At 55.9% G+C, this 21,092-nt stretch carries 6 protein-coding genes; 3 read left to right on the forward strand and 3 right to left on the reverse strand.

From position 1 onward, the window contains the following. The first annotated feature begins 60 nt into the window (after window positions 1–60). Complete coding sequence (locus SH467x_RS07220; protein WP_482370601.1) at window positions 61–15,111, forward strand: GEVED domain-containing protein; 15,051 nt, start codon at window positions 61–63, stop codon at window positions 15,109–15,111. A gap of 30 nt (window positions 15,112–15,141) precedes the next feature. Here the strand turns inward: SH467x_RS07220 and SH467x_RS07225 are convergent, their stop codons facing one another. Together SH467x_RS07225 and SH467x_RS07230 are read right to left on the reverse strand one after the other, a co-directional pair. Continuing rightward, entirely contained in the window at window positions 15,142–15,924 is a 783-nt protein-coding gene (locus SH467x_RS07225; RefSeq protein ID WP_482370602.1) for a Nif3-like dinuclear metal center hexameric protein, read from the reverse strand. Continuing rightward, window positions 15,924–17,012 carry a methionyl-tRNA formyltransferase gene (locus SH467x_RS07230; protein ID WP_482370603.1) on the reverse strand — a complete coding sequence of 363 codons (1,089 nt, stop codon included), beginning with the start codon at window positions 17,010–17,012 and terminating at the stop codon, window positions 15,924–15,926. Before SH467x_RS07230 ends, SH467x_RS07225 begins: the two co-directional genes overlap by 1 nt. A 118-nt stretch (window positions 17,013–17,130) precedes the next feature. Between SH467x_RS07230 and SH467x_RS07235 the strand changes: the two genes are divergently transcribed. Next, window positions 17,131–19,158, forward strand: a complete 2,028-nt coding sequence (locus SH467x_RS07235; RefSeq protein ID WP_482370604.1) for a M13 family metallopeptidase — start codon at window positions 17,131–17,133, stop codon at window positions 19,156–19,158. Beyond that, window positions 19,152–19,823: a dethiobiotin synthase gene (gene bioD, locus SH467x_RS07240; RefSeq protein WP_482370605.1), complete on the forward strand. Its 672-nt coding sequence runs from the start codon at window positions 19,152–19,154 to the stop codon at window positions 19,821–19,823. The genes SH467x_RS07235 and bioD overlap by 7 nt, the downstream gene beginning before the upstream one ends. Here bioD and SH467x_RS07245 read toward each other — a convergent pair. After that, the gene (locus tag SH467x_RS07245) at window positions 19,820–21,010 is read right to left on the reverse strand and encodes a ribonuclease D (RefSeq protein ID WP_482370606.1); all 1,191 of its coding nucleotides are present in this window, start codon (window positions 21,008–21,010) and stop codon (window positions 19,820–19,822) included. The genes bioD and SH467x_RS07245 overlap by 4 nt on opposite strands. Window positions 21,011–21,092: the final 82 nt, after the last annotated feature.

Raw genomic sequence — 21,092 nt, forward strand, 5'->3', positions numbered from 1 at the left:
GCTCATCCTAGAGCTCCTACTCGTTATTGCCCTGTTTTTGGCTCCTCAAGAGGTTCGTCAATGACCACCGTCGGTACCGGAAGTGGTTCTTTCTCCAGCAATCATCCACGAAAAGACAGATCCAAGAAGCGCAAGCAGCTCCTGGTTCGCAGGTCGTTGTTGGAATCTCTCGAAAGCCGCCAGTTGATGGCGGTAGGCCCTCAATTGATCGGTGTGCAGCCGAACGAGGGTGAGTTGATTTCGTTGACATCGGGAAATACGGGGGCGACCGTCCTGTCGTCGAGCCCTCGTGAAATCGTCCTGCGATTCGACGATTCTTCGGGGATCGATCCGTCGACCCTTTCCGGGATCCAAGTCAAACGGGCAGGGACGGATGGGATTCTCTCGTCCGCCTACTTGAGCACCGACTTGGGGACCAACGGTCGCGTGGTCCTCGACTTCAGCGCGTCACTTCCTGGGCAGCAAGGGAATGGGCTGGAGCTGGTCTTCACACAAACACAGCGCAGCAGCGGTATTGGCGGCAAGCCTGCAAGTTGGCCGGTGTTGAGCGTGTCGGGCAACCGCATCAACATTCAGGTCAACACGCAACCCGGTTTCAAGACCACCGCTTCCGATTTGATCCGCGCCATGACGGAAGATGCAACCGTCGCCAGCAAGGTCCTGGTCAAGCGATTGCGAGGTTCCGAATTTGAAATCATTTCCGACTTCGTTCCGGCAGGTCAAGTTTTGACGTTGGATGGTGCGGATGCAGCCCGCGTTTCGAGCAACCTGAACTCGGGTTCGAATACACTCCAAGTTGAGTTTCTGTCGGTCCTCCCCAGCTCGAGTGGTGGTGGGACGCAGGTACAAGTTGTTTCGCGGGATTTCGGTGGTGAAGCAGCACCGGTAGTCACCGTGACCGGGAACGTAGTCCGGGTCGAGGTCAACAGCAACTTCCGATTCTCGACCACCGTTTCGGAGTTGATCAATGCGATCAACAGTTCGAGCGATGCGAGCCAGTTGGTTCGCGCTCGTTTGGTCAGCGGTTCTCCCAGCACGCGCATCGGCGGCAATTCGACCACTTACTCCCCGCTGACCTTGGTGGGTGGCGACGATGTGGCCATTCAACCTTCGTTCATTGGATTTGGGGAAACCGACCGCGAAGTCATAATCCGCTTCGCAGAATCTTTGCCAGATGACTTCTATTTGATCGACATTCTCGGAAGCGGTCCCTTCGCATTGCGAAGCACCAATGGTCTTCCGTTCAACGGCGGTGTAAGCCGCAGCGTTCGGTTCGATTTGGATCTGGGTCCAACGGTGCAGTCGGTTGTTCCGCAGCCCGTTGTCCGAAATTCCAATGGATCCCTTTCGCAGTTGCGAAATGTGGTCCACGTCTACTTCAACAACGACGATCTCAATCCGGCAGAGGCGGTCAAGCCGGAGTATTACCAGCTCGTTTACACCAACAATACGGTTTCTGGCGCCGACGATTTTGTCTATGTGCCGGTGGCGGTGAACTACGATGCGATCCTGAATCGATCGACACTAACATTCGAGCGAAATCTGGATGCATTGGTCCATCCAACGACGGGAGCGGTATTGCCGATCACCGCGTTGCGATTGCGTATCGGTAACAACGAGGTTCCTGCGGCCAGTGGCGTCGTGCAAGTAACCCCTGCTACCGATCCCGGGAGCCGCTATGATTCGGCGACCGATTTGGGTGGAGGTTGGGCAGCGGGAGGTGGATCGAAGGCCGTGATTGTGGATTCGGAAATCCGAAACACGAACCCGTTCCCTCTCGATTTCCCTGGCGCGAACAATGAAGCCGGCAATCGCGACAATCGCTATCAGCAGCACGTCACGCGTATCGACCAAAATGGAATCGCGGTAATCCCTTACAACTTCGCATCGGCCTTGGGAACTGCGAACAGCAGCGTCCAATTGAATGCGATCACGGAGCCTCAAAAGGATTTGGTGCGCCAAATCTTCTCGCTCTACGAAAAGTACTTGGGAGTTCGATTCGTCGAGAGCGATTCCCTTGGCTTCACCGTGGCTGTGGGCGACATGTTGGCGATCAATCCACTCACGGCATTGACTCCGATCGAAGCCAATGCGGCAGGCGGACTCACTTATGCGGCAGGGCCGCTGTCGTCGAACCCCGCCATCTCGGCGGTCGTGATCGACATCCAAGACTTCAACACCGCGGACGACACGCTTTTTGGTACCGAGCTTTTCCGCTCGTTCATGCGAGGGATCGGTGTGTTGCTAGGTTTGGGCAATGCAGACGAGTTGCCACAGTCGACCGTCCAAAACAATTCGCCTTTGAACCCCGCTGTGGCGGAAGGGGTTTTCCCGGGCACCCACGACATTGTGCACGGCCAAAATATTCTTCGGCCAGAGGGGAAGGATATCGATCTGTACCGTTTCACCCTTCCGAGCCAAGGGGGGCAGATCAACTTGGAGATCGCGGCGGAGCGACAAGCCGATTCGAGTCTGCTCGATGCCTCCATTCGCTTGTATCGCAATGAAGGAACCTCGGCTGCTCCGCGTTGGGTGGAAATTGCAGCCAACGAAGACTACTTCAGCAAAGACCCACGAATCAGCTTGGACTTCGTACAAGGTGGCGAGTACATCGTCGGTGTGAGCGCCAAGGGGAACACATCGTACGATCCGAGCATCGAGGATTCGGGGTTGGGAGGAAAATCGGAAGGGAAGTACCAACTGCGTATTGACTACCGTCCTCCAGCCCCAGCTTCTTTAGTCGATGCCAATGGAAGCGCAACGCCACTCGATGGCGACGGGGACGGACGTCCCGGCGGCGTATTCAACTATTGGTTTGTTCCGACCCGCCCCGATCGAGCTACAACGACTCCTGGTGTTCCCGATCTCTCGGCTTACACCATTTGGGTCGACAAGACGGCTCTGACCGGCGGCAATGGAACTTTGTCGGCACCGTACAACACGATCGCCGCCGCGCTGGCAAACGCCGACGCGATGTCGCGATCATTCCCCAATGGCGAACGGAACGTGGTCGTTCGGATTCTCGGCAACACCCAGAATCGCGCCTACGAAATTGGCTTCAATCGTTTTGGATCGGCGCTCGCAGACGGTGCCACCTTCGATGTTCCGAAGAACGTAACGGTCATGATCGATGCCGGCGCCATCATTAAGGTGGGGCGCGCACGCATCAGTGCAGGAAGCTCAACGGTCAGCGTAGATCGAAGCGGTGGTGCACTCCAGTTGCTCGGAACACCGGATACGAAGGTCATCGTTACTTCGATCAACGATACCGTGGGAGTCGGAGTCAATCCCGATCAAACGCCTCCCGCTGCAACTCCTGGTGACTGGGGGGGAATCGATTTCCGAAATCGGATTGATGGCAGCGACGAAACACGCGCGGACCGAGAGCGAAACGGTTTGTTCCTCAACACGGTGGTCCACTCGGACATTCGATTCGGTGGTGGGCAAGTCTTGGTGGATGGGGTTTCGCAAGTCATCACACCGATTCACATTGTCGATAGCCGCCCAACGGTCGCGAACAATTTGATCACACGAAGTGCCGACGCAGCGATGTCGGCAACTCCGAATAGCTTCCGAGAAGACAATTTCTTGGACCCTCGTTCCCAATCGACTGGGTTCTTTGTTTCGGACTACGATCGCGTTGGTCCCGATATCCATGGCAACCGTGTTGTGAACAACACGTTGAATGGGTTGTTCATCCGGACCAGAACTGGGGTGGCCGAAAACCCCGAGACAATCACTGTTTCCGCTCGATTCGATGACATCGATATTCCTCACGTGATCGGCGAGAACTTGGTCATCGATGGTCGTCCAGGGGGCGGTATCCTCGATGTGGCTGCTCCACCGGTATCCATCGTCACATTGGCGACCGCCGGAGCAGGTAGTTTGGCGGCAGGGACGTACAACTACCGTTTGGTCTACGTCGATCAAGCGGGTAACGAGAGCCTCGCGTCCGTCCCGACCTCGTCGTTGACGGTGGCTGCGAACGGTTCCATTCAGTTGAACAATCTACCACCGATCAGTACCGATCTTCCTTACGTTGCCCGTCGCATTTATCGAAGCGATGCAACGGGTGGCGGAACTTATTCGTTCGTCGCACAAATCAACGCAGTTTCGACCAGCTTTATCGATAATGGAACCGTAACCGGTGCCCCTCTTGCCGATCTCGCGGTGAAGGTCCGTTCGCGGCTTGACGGTAGTTTGGTAGTCGACGGCGGAACCATCATCAAAGCTCAGGGATCGCGTATTGAGATCCGCAACGGCGGCAATTTGATGGCCGAAGGCTCCCCGGGTCTTCCCGTTGTCATTACCAGCGTTAACGATTCTCGATTTGGTATTGGAGGCACATCGGACACAACTGGATCGCAAAGCAACTTGGACCCCAAAGCCGGGGACTGGGGAGGCATTTTCGTTGGCCATGGTAGCGCGGCTTCCTTGGACAATGTCCGTCTCGCCTACGCTGGGGGCACAACGCGGATCGAAGGTGGATTCGCATCCTTCAATCCTATCGAAGTTCATCAATCGGACTTCCGGATGGCTAATTCCCGCATCGAGTTTAGTCTCGATGGCACTGAAAGCGCGACCACCTCGAGCCGAACGGGACGGGGAACCAATGTGCCGGCAGCGATCTTTGTTCGAGGTGCGCAGCCGATCTTGGTCAACAATCGCATCGCAGACAACGAAGGTGCCGCCATCAGCATCGACGTGAACTCCTTGAACTCGGACTTGATCAATGATCCCGGCCGCATGACCGGTGGAATTGGAACCAGATCGGACTTCGTCGAAAACCAAGGGCCATTGGTTCGGGGCAACCGTTTGTCACGCAACTCGATCAATGGGATGCAAGTTCGCGGCCAGACTCTCACCACTCAAAGCGTGTGGGATGACACCGACATGGTGCACGTGGTCAGCACCACGATTACCTCGGACAATCTCCACACCTATGGGGGATTACGGCTGAAGAGTTCTGCCACGGAAAGCCTCGTTGTCAAATTCGGCGGGGATTCATCGCTGGCTGGTTTGAATGCCACAGGTACTCCGCTTGACTATTCCAACCGTATCGGAGGAAGCATTCAGATTGTCGGGCAACCGAATTTCCCTGTTGTCATGACAGCCTTAGCGGACGACTCAGTCGGTGCAGGGTTTGGTTTGGATGGTCGCCCGAACTTTGATACGGACAACAACGGAACTTCCGGCTCGAGCGAGTCGATTGTCCGCCTCCCAACAGGCCCCGAAGTCGACAACGGCATCCGCATCGACAATGACGTAAACATCAACACCCCAGGTTTCTTCTCCGCGACTCCGGAAGTGGGTGGAAACATCAGCTTCTTCGGCACCTCGGGCATTACGGCCCAAGGCACAAGCCAGTTGTTTGTGAATGCAAACGTCATTTTCGACTTCACGAACTACATCGATCTGGGATCGAACGGGGGTGGCTTTGAGCTGGCCAATACCACGATCACCCAACAGCCAACCCTTGTTTCACCGGACTTGGTCGTCAGCGAAGGAACATTCACAGGGAATAACAATGCTGTGGTTCGATGGCGAATCGAAACACGATTCGACAATGGCATTTCGAAAATGTTCAACACGTTGATTCTCGATAGCGATCGACCTTTGGGCGACATTTCGTTTGTCAACTATCTGGATGAGGACATTCAAAGTCCGAGCGACGATTTCTTGTACGTAGCCGGCACTCCTGGGCAGCCCGATTTCCGCGCCTACACCATCGACAGTGCGGAGCGAATCGGCTTCTCGCACGGCGGTGTTTATCAAACCGGCACCGATCTTCAAAACGCGACATACCTCGGTTGGGCTGCGGATCAATACCGCGATTTGGCCAACGCGATCGAGACGAATGGTACGACCTACAGCTTGGCAGGGAACATCAACACCGCCAATCTCCCGCCGATCAACGATCCTCTTCTGGGTCGCGTGTATGGGCTCTCCGATGTGACAACGGCGTTCGCATGGAGTGTTGAGCCGAACTCGACTTCCGCCCGGATGACCAGCTTCTTGGAGTTGGTTCCGACCGCGATCGAGAGACAAGCCACTCCGGGATCCTGGTCCGGCGTCTCGATGCAGACTTACTCCAACGATCGCAATGTGTCGGTCGTCACGGAGAAGGAATCAGCACGAGCCAGTGCTCCATCTTCCAACGATCAACCGACGAGCGCTCAATATGTTGGTCAGCTCGCTCGCCAAATCAGCGGTGGGGATGAGAATGCGCGACTTGGTTTTGAGATTCAAGGTTCGATCAACAAGCCCACCGACGTAGACGTTTACAGCTTCACAGCAAACGGTCGCACCGAAGTGTGGTTCGATATTGATCGCACCACGATGGGGCTCGATACGGTGATCGAATTGATCGCCGCTGACGGAACCATTTTGGCCTTGTCGGACGACTCCTATTTGGAAGAAACCCAACCGGGGACGAACCCGCTTTATTCGACATTGACCGGTAACTCGGCGAATCCTCTTCGCAAGAGCCCTTTGTCGCAAGTCGCCACCACTGCCGCAGGGGAAGCGAGGGATGACTTCAGCACCAACTTGAAAGACGCGGGCTTCCGAGTTGTACTCCCTGGCCAAGAGAACGTAGCCAGCTTGTACCACGTTCGAGTACGAAGCAGCAATCAGTTCCCCGGTCAACCGGCTGGAACCCCTGCTTTGAGCAATCCAGCATCGGTGGGTCAGGGCCGCTCTCGAGGCTCCTACCAAATGCAGATCCGTCTAGGGGAAGCGCAAGAGTACCCAGGTTCGTCGATCTCGCATGCGGACATTCGCTATGCGACCAATGGTATCACCCTCTCCGGTGTACCTCGTCATTCCCCACTCGTCGGTGAAACGGCTGAAGTGGAGAATGCCAACGTCAACAACAACACATTTGCGACGGCTCAATACCTAGGGAACATCCTTCAAACGGATCGCAGCACGATTGCGGTTGCAGGCAGTCTCTCCTCGAACACGGATATCGATTGGTATTCGTTTGACATCGATTACCAACAGTTGGTGTCGCCACTCGCGGAATACCTGTCGACCATATTCGATATCGATTACGCCGACGGCATCGGCCGTGCGGATATGTCGATGTACCTGTTCAACGCAGGTGGCAATCTGATCCATGTAGGGGAAGACAGCAATATCCTAGACGATCGCGCCACGTCGCTTCGATCCGCAGATAACACGGATCTCGGTCGTGGTTCGACCGGAACGTTGGACCCATACTTGGGATCGGTGGAACTGCCAGCAGGTCGTTACTTCCTCGCCGTGACGAGCAAGACGCAGGTTCCCACGGTGATCGCAAACCGATTGAACCGCAATGCGACCGCAGATGATTCGGGTGTTCGGGTCCAGCCTATAAACGGAGGGCAGTACATTGTCGAAGATCGGGTCGATAACCGACGAGGCAATGCAGCGCAAGGCCCAATCGTGCCACAGTTCTTGCCAGAATCTTCCCGCGTGGAGTACATGCTGGGCGATGTTCCGATGTACCTCCTGCAAGAAGTCTCCAACGGGTCGTCGCAGCTGTATCTAGCCAATCCATTCACCGGTGAACTCTCCAATTTCGTAGGGACCGCAGCTGGCGATATTCGCGATGTGGCCATCCGTCCGAACGGCGATATCCGCGGATTCCGTGGTGCCATTGGCAACGTTCGCAACGATGCTTCGGCAGATTACATGCTGATCGATCCGGGGACAGGTGCAGCAGTCGCAAACGGTAACTTTGGCGTGACCACACGACAGCTGGATCCCAATCTTCAGCTCACCGACCACAACGTTGGCTTGACCTTCCAAGCCATCACCTTCGCGAGCATTAGCGGGTTCCAGGAAGCGGGCTTCGTAGTCGCGAACCGAGCTCCGGGCAACGGCGTTCCCAACACGCGCAATATCCTCTACCGGTTCAATCCGAATACGGGAGCCGGAGATAGTACCCCTGCGGTGGTGAATGCGTTCAACATCGTGACGGCTGGCAACCCTGATCCTCCCGATATCATCCTGGGAGCAGGTACAAGCGTCACCGAGCGAGGATTCATCCAAACCTCCAACCCAGCAGCGGTTTCGACGAGCGTCGCGGTGACCGAGGCGACCCAAGTCCGCGCAGCGAACACGACTTCGCTGATATCGGATGGCGACACGATCACGTTGCGAGCATTGCCCAACACGAACATCGTATTCGAGTTCAACGCTGGCCCTGAGCTGACGTTACAATTCGATCCGATCAACAATCCGACCCGAGTTCTCCTCGATGGGGACCAATTCCTCATCGACGGAGTGACGTATCGGATCACGACCAATCCAGTACCTCCGGTGATTCCAGGTGTTCGATCGGTCTTCTATCAACCGACGATGAACAACGAGCAGTTCGTCGCATCGCTTCGCCAGGTGATTGCTCCCGGAATTCAAATCGGTTTCGATGGCACTCGCGTCAACTTCAGCGGCGCACTGACAGGTTCCTTCGGGACACTGGTCAGCCGTGGAGTCGCACGCGATCTTGGCTCGACCGGCAATGTCGGAAGCGGTCGTGTTGCGGTCAATTTCCTCGCGGAAGATACCGCGGCGACGATCGCAGTTCGACTCGTTCAAGCTGTGAATTCGGCAGGCTTTGCTGGATTGTCGGCTGTCGCGAACGGCAACGTCGTGCAGTTCGTCAACGCGAACGTGATCGGCACCACAGGCAGTTCACGAGCGATCGGCATTCCTCCTGGAGGGGACATTACCGGTATCGCCCAAATCGGCAATGCACTCTACGCGGTCAGCGATCAAGGTGGTTTGTATCGCATACCGCAGTCCGCTTTGGAAGGGAACAACCCTGGCAATGTCGCGACGTACGTTACCACCTCCTATAACCTTTCGGGTATCCAGTTCACCGGTTTGACGGCAGGACCTCGAAACGCGGGCGGTGGACAGTACGAAGATGTCTTGTTCGGTACCGATGCTGCGGGCAACATCTACGCGTTCGATACCGACGGGAACTTTGTCAACGTCTTTGCAAACGGCACATCGCGCGTTTCGACAGGCATCTCGAATTTGAGTGGGCTCGCCTTCTCCAATTTGGATTACAACCTTTGGCACGTTAGCAACAACCGGTCCAACGATGCAGGACACGGGCTCAACGCGCCAACCGATCGAAGCGATGTCGCTGCGAACGGTGGTCAGAGCTGGTATTTCGGCTTCGAGAATCGGTTCGCGAACAACAATGTCACGTTCAACAACTTCAATGACCCTCTGACACAGCCCCGCGCACTTGGGACACCTCTGGCCAACACCTACAACTTCCCAGGTGGTGCAGCTGGGGTTCTCGAGAGCCAGTCCTTCTCGTTGAGCGGTATCGCGTCGGGGGATAAGCCGACGTTGTACTTCAACTACTTCCTCAGCACCGAGGATACGACATCCGGTTTGACCAACCCAATGCGAGACTCTTTCCGAGTCTACGCCGCGGGGGATGATGGCCAATGGCGTTTGATGGTGACCAACAACGACAATGTGTTGGAAGCCCCGATCGAGCGAGCGATTGACAACAATTTGGCAGCGGGCGCCGTAGCGCCTGCCGTAGCATGGCGGCAAGCGCGTGTGGATATGAGTTCGTTGGCGGGCAACAAAGACGTTCGCCTCCGCTTCGAGTTCAGCACCGCTGGCGGCATGGGTTACGGTTTCACGGGTGGCCGCGACTTCGAGATGCGCATGGTAGCCGGTCGGGAGCTATCGGACGGTCAAACGTTCAACATCGGTGGACGTCAGTTCGAAATCGAGATGGGCTCCCGACTTGTGGTGCCGAGCGGATCGGGTATTCGCAATCTGGAGACATTCAGTGTTCTCGGAACCACGTTCACGTTCTGGGATGGCACGGGAACGGCTCCAGCAGGGGAAGTGATCAACTACACGGCGATCGATACCCCCAACGAGCTCGCTATCAAGATCCACGATGCGTTGCGTGCAGCGACCTATACGAAGCCCGTCAACAATGTGAACTTCGCCGATCCGGCGGGTGGATCGGACACCTTGATCCGAGCCCTCTCTGTTGGAGTCAATGGTGGTCTTCAGCAAGTCCGCGGCATCGGCGCGATCGGTGACAATACGAACTTGGATCCAGCGTTCGATCGAGATATCGATTTGGTTCGCATGACTCTGGAAGCGGGCACGCAAGTGGTCGTGACCGCGAGTGCGACTACGTTGGGCTCCCCGCTTGATCCGTACGTTCGAATCTTCGATAGCCTCGGACAGCAGCTTGCGTTTAACAACGACTTTGCCGGAACTCGCGATTCGCGAATCGTCTTCAATGTTCCGCAAAACGGCGTTTATTACATCGGCGTGTCCGGTTCTGCGAACACGAACTACAACCCGAATGTATCGGGAAGTGGAACCAACGGCGGATCGCAAGGTCAGTACGAATTGGTAATCGATGTCACGCCGCGTCAGAACATCACCGTTCTCGACAACCGCGTCCAACTCGACGGCGTCCGCGACGTCGTTCTCTCGCCAAATTCGGCACTATCGCTCCTAGGCGGTAACGGTTTGGTCGATGGCACGGCTGTCCCTGTCTACGTCTCGCAAAACATGACGGCCGAGCAAGTCGCTACGGAAGTCAAACGCGCGATGGAAGAGGCATTGGTCGGTGTGGATGGATTTGACACCTTCGCTCAACGAGGCGTGTTCCTCGATATGACCGGCGTACAGATCAGCTCGCCCGGACCTTTCACCGTCACCTCGGCTCGCCCCGAGGATGCGTTGTCGGAATGGGGAACCAATAACTTTGGCTCGAACAACAACCCATTCAACCGCCCAGCCTTCCGAGCCCAAAACAATGCGTTCGAAGGTGTGTATCTGGACGACTTCATCATCGGAGTTGCAGAGCGTGGCGAGCAAGTCACCGGCACCCGATCGGATACGAGCTTCGTGACGGTCGGAAACAACACCGGACCTCAGGGAGGAACCTACCAGTTGGAGATCCGCGGCGGCACGGATTACGGCAGCCCACGAACGGTCACCAACCCCCGAAGCAATGTGGAACTCGATCTCATTCGATCGTTTGCCCCCAATGCTCCGCAATCGGCGACGCAATCGATCACTTTCAACGCAGCCAGCAGCATTGCGGATGGGCAAACCATCCGATTGAGCGATGGCGTTAATGCGTTGGTGCTCGAGTTCGATGACGTCTCCCTTCCCGCCACATCTTCCGCTCGCGGCGTAGCACCCGGAAATATTCGGGTTCCCTACAATCCGTTCAGCGGAGAATCCGCTCAAGTCATCGCATCCCGCATTCGAGACTTGATCAATTCCTCGTTGGTTCAGAGCGTCCTGAAGATCGGTGCGATTTCCTCGGACGGTGCGACGACCGGTATCACTTCCGATACGATCTTCTTGGTTGGGACCATCGATGCGACGGTACCCGTCAATATTGGACAGTATCGCTCGACGACCTTCCAAGGGGACCGCAATACGCCGCGCGAGCAAGGTCAGATTGTGATCGAGAACTCGCGAGTTTCCTTCTCGAACGGCTTTGGTATTACGTTGGAAGCGGGCGATCGCGATCCGAATTCCAATGCTCCCAACCCAGGATCGGTTCGCAATACGATTACGCTGAACAACGCACGGCTCGCTCCGGGCGCTGTGATCGTCAACAACGAGTTGGTCGGCAACTTCGGCGGTGGTATTCGCATCGAAGGGGATTCGGTGCAAGGAGACGTTCCAGCTGCATCTGTTCCGTTTGCTCGGATTGTCAACAACACCATCCTCGGGGGATCGGTAACACCGGTCTCGACACCAGCTCCGTCCATCATTGCAGACGATTTCTACTCGCTCGGTAGCGTCGCGTTCGCAGATGCCGTCGTGAGCTACAATCCAACCGCCGGTGGAGGCCCAGTCCCCATCGCTGGTTTGCAAACTCCAGCCGCTGCGTTGGGATTGCCCGATTTCTCGGGAATCGGCGAACCTGTTGCAGGCCAAGGTGCTGTATCGCTCGGCCGGGGCGGATCGATCGTGCTGCAGTTCACCAACAACATTCTGACTGGCTCCAACGACGCTCGTCCTGATTTGGTGGTCTACGAAGTCGGTCAATCGGAGAATGTTCGAGTCGAGGTTAGCTCGGATGGCGTAACCTATCGCAATGTCGGTGTTGCATCGTTCAATAACCGATATATCGATTTGGACGCGTTCGGATACAACAGCTTAAGCCAACTCCAGTTCGTTCGTCTCACTGACGAACTGAACCAAGGATCGCTCAGTGGCGATTCGGTCGGTGCCGATATCGATGCGGTGGGAGCCCTTTCCAGCCGACCTGGGTTGCTCTACCAAGCGAGCGGGGTTGGGATTTCGATCGGCCCCAATGCGAGCCCCACGCTGTTGAACAATATCGTTGTCAACCACACGACCGGCATCTCGGTTGACCCGACTAGCAATAGCACGGTGGTCGGCGGAACGCTTTACCAGCACAACTCGCAAAACTCCACGGGTGTTGCCAACAACGGCCAGTTCCCAATCGTAGTAAGTCCGAACGTTCCATTGTTTAGCAATGCAGCGACCGGCAATCTCTATCCGGTTCCGGGATCGCTTGCGATCGATGCGTCCATCGATTCGTTGGCGGATCGGGCCGCGTTGTTGTCGGTCAAACAACCACTCGGATTGCTTCCTTCGCCGATCATCACCCCAGCCACCGACATCACTGGACAATTGCGAGTCGATGATCCAAACGTTGTAGCCCCTCCAGGACTCGGCGAGTCGGTCTTCAAGGATCGTGGTGCATCCGATCGTTCTGATTTCTCTGGACCTATCGCGATCGCCATCAATCCAGTCGACAACGATGCACTGGGAGCAGATCGCAATTCTTCCGTCGGAACGGTGGAGATTGTCGGGCAAACGTTCTCGTACTTCGACATCCAACTTGTCGACACCTCGTTGATCAGCAATACCTCCCAAGGTACAGGCATCGATCGATCGACAGTCTCGTCCAGTTCAATTCTCGTCTACAAGAACGGCGAGATTCTGATCGAAGGCTTGGACTACCGCTTTGGCTACGACACGATGAGCAACATCATCCGCCTGACCCCACTGGCGGGCCTTTGGGAGGGCGAGTCGGTCTATCAAATTCGGTTTATCAACACCAACGAATCGATGATTCAGTTGGCAGAACCAAATGCCACCGTGGATGGCACCACGTACGCGATTCTTGATAATCGCAACGTTAGCACCTACTTCGAACTCGACACGGGCATTCGTCTGACCGTTCCACAAACCGGAAACGGAATCACGCACACTGTTGCGGATGGAACCACCTTCCGCATCGACGACGGATTCCGCTTGGTCACGTTTGAATTCGACAATGACTCGGTGGTCACCCCCGGTAATATCGCCGTCGCGTTCGATACCCAGGATTCGCCGACCATTGTGGCGGAGAAGATCGTGTCCGCCGTCCGCGGCACCCTTCTCAATCTATCGATCCAATCGATCGGTAACGGCCAGCTTCAGATTCTGGGTAGCAACTTGATCCGTGTGCAATCCGACACCAGTCGGTTGACGCAATCGGGTGCAACCGGAGTCTTGCCAACGTATGGATTCCGAGTACCTAGCGAAAATGGACAGCCAACCGGCTTCTCCGACGGGCAAACCTTCTCGGTCCAACGGGGCAGTACGATCCTGACTTTCGAATTCGATTCGAATGGTATCCTGAGCACTCCAACCAATATCGCCGTTCCTCTCGCGGGAACAGTCGATGGAATTTCCGCTTCGGTCGTCGCAGCTCTCAACGGAGCAGGCCTCGGATTGACAGCGACATTCACTACTGGCGGATTCATTGCGGTCGGCGATCAAGCCGATTTGCGATTGCTCTCCTCCAATGGAGGATTGCAAGTCGTCGGAGCACCCGGACGCTCTGGGAACGTCCCCGTCGTGATCGATTTGCTCACGGTGCAGTCGGCTAGCCAAATCGCTAGCTTGCTCATCCAAGCTATCGAGTCTCGCAACCTTCCTGGCATTGAAGTGACGGCGCTCAACAACCGAGTGTTTGTCGAAGGAGCTCTCGGGGTCGCCGGTCTCAATATCGAATCGGTATCGGGGATTCGCGATGTCGCAGGAAATCCGATGCGAGCGACCGAGCCGGACGGATCGACCGTGACCACAATCTTCCTTGGCGAAGGACTTGATTACGGCGACGCGCCCGATCCGATCTACTCGACGAAGAAGATCAATAACGGTCCTCGGCACTCCGTGGTGGAAGGCTTCTCCCTCGGTGCGAATTTGACGGCCGACGCCGATGCTCGCGCCGATGACTTGGACGATGGCGTGACTCTCGTTTCCGCGACAGCGGCTTACTCGGGATCGATCATCGTGAACGTTCAAGGCATCACGACGTCGCGAGTCGGATATGTCAATGCTTGGATCGATTACAACGGCAATGGCACCTTTGAGCCTTCCGAGAAACTTCCTTCCGGCGGCCGATTTGCTAATGGCAACAACACGGTCTCGTTCAACGTGCCGAACACGGCCGTGACCGACCGCGATGTGGCGATGCGTGTCCGATTTAGCTCGACGGAAATCCTTGAGCCAGTTGGTCCTGCACCAGATGGGGAAGTCGAAGACTACATGATTCGAATCGGTAGGAACCCCTACCAGAACCCAACGAATGCTCTGGACGTGAACGCTGACGGCTTCGTCTCGGCAATCGACGTCTTGAATATCGTCAACTTCATCAACAACACCGGTGGTGGACGCCTTCCTCCAGGAAATCCAGTTCCGCCTTACTTGGATGTGAATGGTGATGGATTCGCGAGCCCGATCGATGTGCTCTCGGTCATCAACTACATCAACTCCCAATCGGCAGGTGGTGAAGGGGAGGGTGAAGGTGCTTCGGCACGAACCAGCGACATGTGGGTCTCAGCGACCGCGATGCCCACGTTGGCGACAGACCGCTCGGACAGCGTTGCTCAAGCTCCGATCGTAACCGGGGACTTTGAAACGACTGGCCTCGATGACTACCTTGCGTTGCTGCCATCCGAAGTCGGTCCTCAACTCGCACTGGACAGCTTTGACTGGTCCTCGGTTGCACCGAACGTCGCGGATGACGAGTCCGAAGATAGCTTTGGGCTGCTCCTCGGGGAGGTTCTCGACGAGTTGGTTTAAGGGCTCCGAGCTAGTGAGAACTAGCTCCACCTAAAATGAAGAGCGTTCCATCGCGGACGCTTGAACCAAAAGTTCTGGAAAGCTCGCGGCGATCATCGTCGCGAGCTTTTTCATTGCAAAAGCTTCGCTGGCAAAGTGACCGACCAACACGAGAGCGACTCCGTTTGCTTCCGCCTCCAAACATTGGTGGTAGGTGGCTTCTCCCGTCAGCAGCGCCTCGCAGCCCGCTCTCTTTGCTGCAGCGATCAAGCTCCCGCCGCTGCCACACATGATCCCCATCGATCGAATGGAATGATGCGGTTCGTGGGTGCATCTCCATTGCATTTCCGGGAGTTGCCCCGCCAAACGTTCGCGAATCTGCTTCAAAGAGACTGGATCGGTGAATATCCCCATTCTCCCTGATCCAACCACGCGTCCCGCGACTGTCTTTCGAACCATCGGCTGCACCTGTACCATTTCGGTCATACTGGCGAGCTGCGCATTGATACCTTCGTCCGCGTTATCCCACGCGGTGTGGGGAGAATAGATCGCGATTCGATTGCGAGCTGCCTCCAAGAGGAGTCGACCGGTTGAGGTCGCGCTGGTGATGCGATCCAGTGGCTTGAACGGAAGCGGATGGTGGGTGACGAGGAGTTCGAATCCCTTCTCGACTGCCTCCTGTAACACCGAGTCGGTGATCGTTAAACAAGTCATCACCTTGCACACCCTGTCCCCCGGATCGCCGAGAAGCAAACCGACGTTGTCCCAGTCTTCGGCGGTGAAAAGCGGCGCGATGCGTTCCAGACAATCCAAGACGTCTTGGAGGTTTGTCATCAAAGGGTCTCCGTTTGAGCCATGTGGGCCATGCGTTCCAGCAGTTTCTTTGCCGTTCCAATACACGCGACACGCATCCAGTCTTGTTTGGCATACCCGCACGCAAAATCGGCTGCGGCCATGCTTTTCTTGCCGGCAGGTTGAACCTGTTCCAACGCCAGCAAGCCATCGCGGACAACGACCGCCAACTTCACGTCGGACAGATTCCTCGTATTGAAAAGAGATGGCGCATTGGCTTGTAATGACTGGAGCGTGGTCCCGACCAACAATGCCCCTATCGGATGGTCCGGCAAGGGGAATTCGAGAGGAATAGGTCTGGCTCGTTGAATCAACAGGCGAAGGGTGGAACCGCTTGAGCACTCGATGTTGGCGAAGCAGCCTGGCCAAGGTTGCAACCCTCTCACCTGCCGATCCAACAATCGGCAGGAGAAGCTCGGGTCGAGTTCAGCATCTCCTTTTGCAAGCCTGGGAGCTTTGGTCGCGAGAGCTCGGTCTTGGAGAGTTCCGGGTGAGGGAGTTGAAGTATCCCAGTTTCGCAGCGATTCGAGAGCTCGCAGGGTTGTCTCGACCCCTATTTGACTCAATCGGCTTTCCAACTCTTGGGCGTTCTCGTCAGGAATCAAATCTGTTTTGGTGGAGGCGAGGATGGGACCGGCATCGAGCCCAGGGGTCATGTGTATGACCGTCACCCCCGCGACGGAATCGCCGCTGAGAATCGTCCATTGCACAGGGGCTGCCCCGCGGTGCCTGGGGAGGAGCGAACCGTGCAGATTGATACCACCCCATCCCGCGGTACTCAAAGCGTCCGAGGAAAGGATTTGCCCGTAATCGCAGACGACAAAGAGATCGGCGCAAAGGGATCGAAGCCAATCGATGGTCATCGAATCGTTGATCGAGGCCGGCGTATGCACAGGCAGCCCTTGCGATTCCGCCCAAAGTCGGACCGGGCTGGGAGGGGGCGCCTTCTTCGCCGATGGGGCTTGGACCTCCGGCCGGCAGATCACTGCGGCGATCTCCAAATCGTGTTGGCAGAGGGCTTCAAAACTGGGAACGGCAAAGGGCCCTGTCCCCATCAATACAATGCGCATGGAAAATCCTTCTCGTGACTTTCGAGTCGATGGTGGCTCGCAGCGATGCCAACCAGCGATAGAATACGCGAGGTTCTAACATTTCAACAATATGATGTAACTAGGGAAGGTCGTCTCCATGAAGAAACAGCTCCTTCGATGGGCGTTGGCATCGGTGCTCGCGATGGGAACCGGATGGGCCACCCCGAGTGGTTTGCTTTGGGCGCAGCAGTCGGGCATCGATATCGAGAACATTAGCAAAGAGATCCCCCCCAGCGAAGATTTCTTTCGTCACGTCAACGATATCTGGCTAAAGAACACCCCCATTCCCGACGACCAATCCAATTACGGGGCGTTCACCGCGCTCGATCTGGAAACCAAGGATGCGATCCGAAAACTGATTGAAGAGGCGAGCCAAGCCCCAAATTCCACTTCCATTGCCCGGCAAGTCGGCGGCCTCTACAAATCCTATACGGACCTAGCCACCCGGAACGTTTCGGGCATCAAGCCGATCGAACCGATGCTGGCGGACATCCAAAAAGTAGCGGACAAGAAGGAGCTATTGAGCCTGTCTGGCAAGCTGAGCAAGCTCGGCATTTCAAACCTGTTCGGTGTCTATATCGATTCCGACGCCCGGCGATCGGATCAATACGCGATTTACGTCAATCAAGGCGGAACAGGTCTCCCCGATCGCGATTACTACCTCGATGAGAAGTTCAGCAAATTTCTCGGCGAGTACCGCAAGTACGTCGCCACCATGCTGGGAGAACTCAAATGGCCCAACGCTTCCGACGTCGCCAACAAAATCGTCGACTTGGAGGTGGAGTTGGCCAAAGCGCAGTGGGACAAAGAGCAGCTTCGCGATCCCGTCAAGCAGTACAACAAAATGCCAACGGCCGACTTTGCGAAGTCGATGCCTGCCGTCGACTGGAATGCTTACGCGACCGCCACGGGGATGCCGTCCGACACCGATCTGATCGTCGGCCAACCCAGCTTCTTTCAGGCCTTGAGCGGCCTCGTGGAGAAGGCAGATTTGGAAACGTTGAAGGCGATGTTTGCCTTCCAGACACTCAACACCTTCGCCCCCATCCTGACCGAGGATTTGGAGAAAAAGCACTTTGCGTTCTTTGACACGACTTTGAGCGGTGTCGAGGAGCAAGAGCCTTTAGAGCGACGCGCCGTGAACGCTTGCAACGGGCTCCTAGCGATGCCGGTTGGACAGCTCTATGTCGAGAAGTATTACACGCAAGAAGCGCAGCAAAAGATGGATCAGTTGATCCAGAATTTGCTCAAAGCGTTTGAGATTCGGATCAAGAACCTTGAATGGATGGGAGAAGGAACTAAGAAAGAAGCACTGCAAAAGCTTTCGATGTTCACGCCGAAGGTGGGCTTCCCTCGCAAGTGGAAGGATTATTCGTCCGTCGAGATCAACCCGACCAATGTCGTCGCCAACGTCGCGAAGATCGCCGAGTTCGAACATAATTATGCGTTGGCGAAACTCGGAAAACCTGTCAACCGAGAGGAGTGGTACATGGGACCGCAAACGGTCAATGCTTACTACAACCCGACGATGAATGAAATCGTTTTCCCCGCAGCAATTTTGCAACCTCCCTTCTTCAATCTCGACGCAGACGACGCGGTCAATTACGGTGCCATCGGTGCAGTCATCGGTCATGAAATCAGCCACGGCTTTGACGACTCAGGAGCCAAATTCGATGGGAAGGGGAACCTACGCAATTGGTGGACGCAGAATGATGAAGCAGAATTTGAAAAGCGATCGCAACAGCTTGTTCAGCAATACAATGCCTACGAGCCCTTGCCCGGGATGAATCTCAATGGCAAGTTCACGCTGGGCGAGAACATCGGAGATTTGGGAGGCCTCAGTGTCGCCTTCACCGCATACCAGCTTTCACTCGAAGGGAAAAAGTCTCCTGTGATCGATGGCTTGACCGGCGAACAACGATTCTTCGCAGGTTGGGCCCAAGTTTGGCGTCGCAAGTACCGCGAGCCGGAGTTGAAAAAGCGATTGGCAAACGACCCCCACTCGCCGAGCCAGTACCGGTGCAACGGGATCGTTTCCAATCTGGATGCTTTCTACGAAGCCTTTTCGGTTCCTGCCGGATCTCCCATGTACATCGCTCCAGAGAAACGGGTTCGAATTTGGTAGCGCAGAGCCTGTTTGTGACCGGCACAGATACCGACGTGGGGAAGACCTACGTCGGTTGTTTGTTGCTGGAGCATTTGATGAATGCGAGCGTGAAGGCACGTGCGTATAAACCGGTTGCAAGCGGATTCGCGGAAGCGTCCGGCTCGGACGGTTCGCGACTTTGGAACGCGACGGGCCGCCAAGGGGACTTTGAATCCGTTTCCCCTCAGCGATTTGCGGCTCCGTTCGCACCCACCGTGGCGGCCGCGATGGAGGGCAAAGCAGTCGATGAAGCGAGGATTCTCACAGGATGGCGTGAGCAAACGGAACGGTGCGATTTCCTGCTAGTCGAAGGGGCGGGAGGTCTTTTTTCACCCGTCTCGAATCGCTACACCAACGCGGATCTGATCCGTCTATTCCAATCCCGTGCGATGTTGGTGGCAGGGTGGAAACTGGGCTTGGTACATCAAGTTGTTTGCTGTTTGGTCGCGGCGAGATCGATTGGGATTCGCTTTGAACGAATCGTACTTTCGGAGGCAGTTCCTCAATCCGACGCTGCAGCCGCTTCGCATCTTGGCTTGCTCTACGAATCGCTCGCTCAGGATCCGGAATGGAGCTCGATCCCGATTACCGAGATTCGACACGGCACGAATGCTTGGCCCGCAGAGGATGCAGTCCCCTGCTAGGGGGCAATGCGATGAAATCGGATCGGCATGTCGCTGTCGGGATTGTCGAGCACCATCGCCAGTCTCCCGCTGAGCAAATCATCCAGTTCTCGACCGATGATCTCCGCCCGCCATCCCGAGACAAGACTCGGTGGAGGAATCTCTGGATCGGAGCCGTCTAGACGGTATTTCACAAAGTCCCGCAGATCATCGGCGGTCGCTACGACCGAAGGAGAAATGCGTTTCGTGCGGCAGATGTAGGCCAGAGCCGCAGAGAGAAATTGGGTGAGCATCGCGGGTGGCTGACCTTTGCCGTAGCGAGCTTTGCGGGGCCAGCTCGGAACGGGATGATCCAGAGCTTCCGCGATCACTTTGGCCAGCTCGGGAATGAGTTGTTTGACATGGCGATGCTCCATTCCCCGAAGGCTTGCCATACGGCGTTCGTCCCCGTTGCCTCGTCGCGCGAGTTCGATGAGCAAATCATCGCGGAGGACTTTTCGGGCGGGCAAGTCCCGTTCTTTGGCCCGTTGCTCCCTCCACATCCAGAGAGCTCGCACAATGGACAAGCTATTTCCGCTGAGAGCTTGGATGCCGCTGATACGGAACCAATTCTCACTTGATTCGAATTGTTCCAAGTCTTCTTGCCAACGGCTCGTTTCTTCACGGACCCAGTGGACCCGATCGAGTTTGCCCAGTTCTTTTTCCATCGAGCGATGGAGTCGAAGCAAGTCCTTGACGTCTTGGGCTGCGTATTGAAGTTGCTGATTGGAGAGAGGTCGTTTCCGCCAGTCCGATCTCGTTTCCTCTTTGTCCAGATTGACCCCGGTGTAGCGATGAACGAGATTCGCGTAGGAGGCAGGATACTCATGACCCAAAAACGCGGCGGCCAGTTGAATATCGAATAGGTTAGGAATCAGCTTTTGCGTGGCTCGGTAACAAAAGAGCGTTTCTTCGCGCCCCGCATGAACGATGACTTGCGTATCGGGTGAAGTCAGTTGATTCCAAAAGGGGTCCAAGCTATCGAGGGTATAGGGGTCGATCACATAGATACCATCCGGCACAGCGACTTGAAGCAAACAGAGTTCGGGACGATAAGAGTCCTCCGCGACGAACTCGGTATCGAATGCGACGACTTTGTCCTCTTCGATCTGACGGCAAAGCTGATGAAGCGAATCTTGGTTTGTGATATAATTAAATCGCGCGTTCAACCGAGCCCCTACAAAATTGCGTTCACAGATGGATGCCGACGGATGATTTGCCCCAGGCTGCGGATGATCGAAGCTCGGTTCA

The organism is Brakhagea slesvicensis, assembly GCF_052161625.1.
In the GTDB taxonomy this organism is placed as follows: domain Bacteria; phylum Planctomycetota; class Planctomycetia; order Pirellulales; family Pirellulaceae; genus JBKCUI01.